Raw genomic sequence first — 202 nt, forward strand, 5'->3', positions numbered from 1 at the left:
GACGATGTGTTGATGGTCTGCGGCGCCGCGTTGGTCCTGAGTTTCCTCGCCACCCTGTATCCAGCCTGGCGTGCCGCGCGCACCCAGCCTGCGGAGGCGTTACGTTATGAGTGAGTCGGGCATGAGTGAAAAAGCGATCTTGAGCTGCCGCAACCTGGGTAAGTCCTACGAGGAAGGCCCGGAGTCCGTGGTGGTGTTGTCG

Annotated in this window: 1 protein-coding gene and 1 pseudogene; both read left to right on the plus strand. The window is 61.9% G+C overall.

The genetic code is table 11. The features are described from left to right. Nucleotides 1-114: hypothetical protein (locus tag OC610_RS29520; RefSeq protein ID WP_264433446.1), on the plus strand; the 114-nt coding region annotated here is incomplete at its 5' end. Beyond that, nucleotides 107-202 (plus strand): annotated as a pseudogene (locus tag OC610_RS29525) (lipoprotein-releasing system ATP-binding protein LolD); the annotation flags it as partial. The gene OC610_RS29520 and the pseudogene OC610_RS29525, both read left to right, overlap by 8 nt.

This window comes from Pseudomonas agronomica, from assembly GCF_025917275.1.
Taxonomy (GTDB): Bacteria; Pseudomonadota; Gammaproteobacteria; order Pseudomonadales; family Pseudomonadaceae; genus Aquipseudomonas; species Aquipseudomonas agronomica.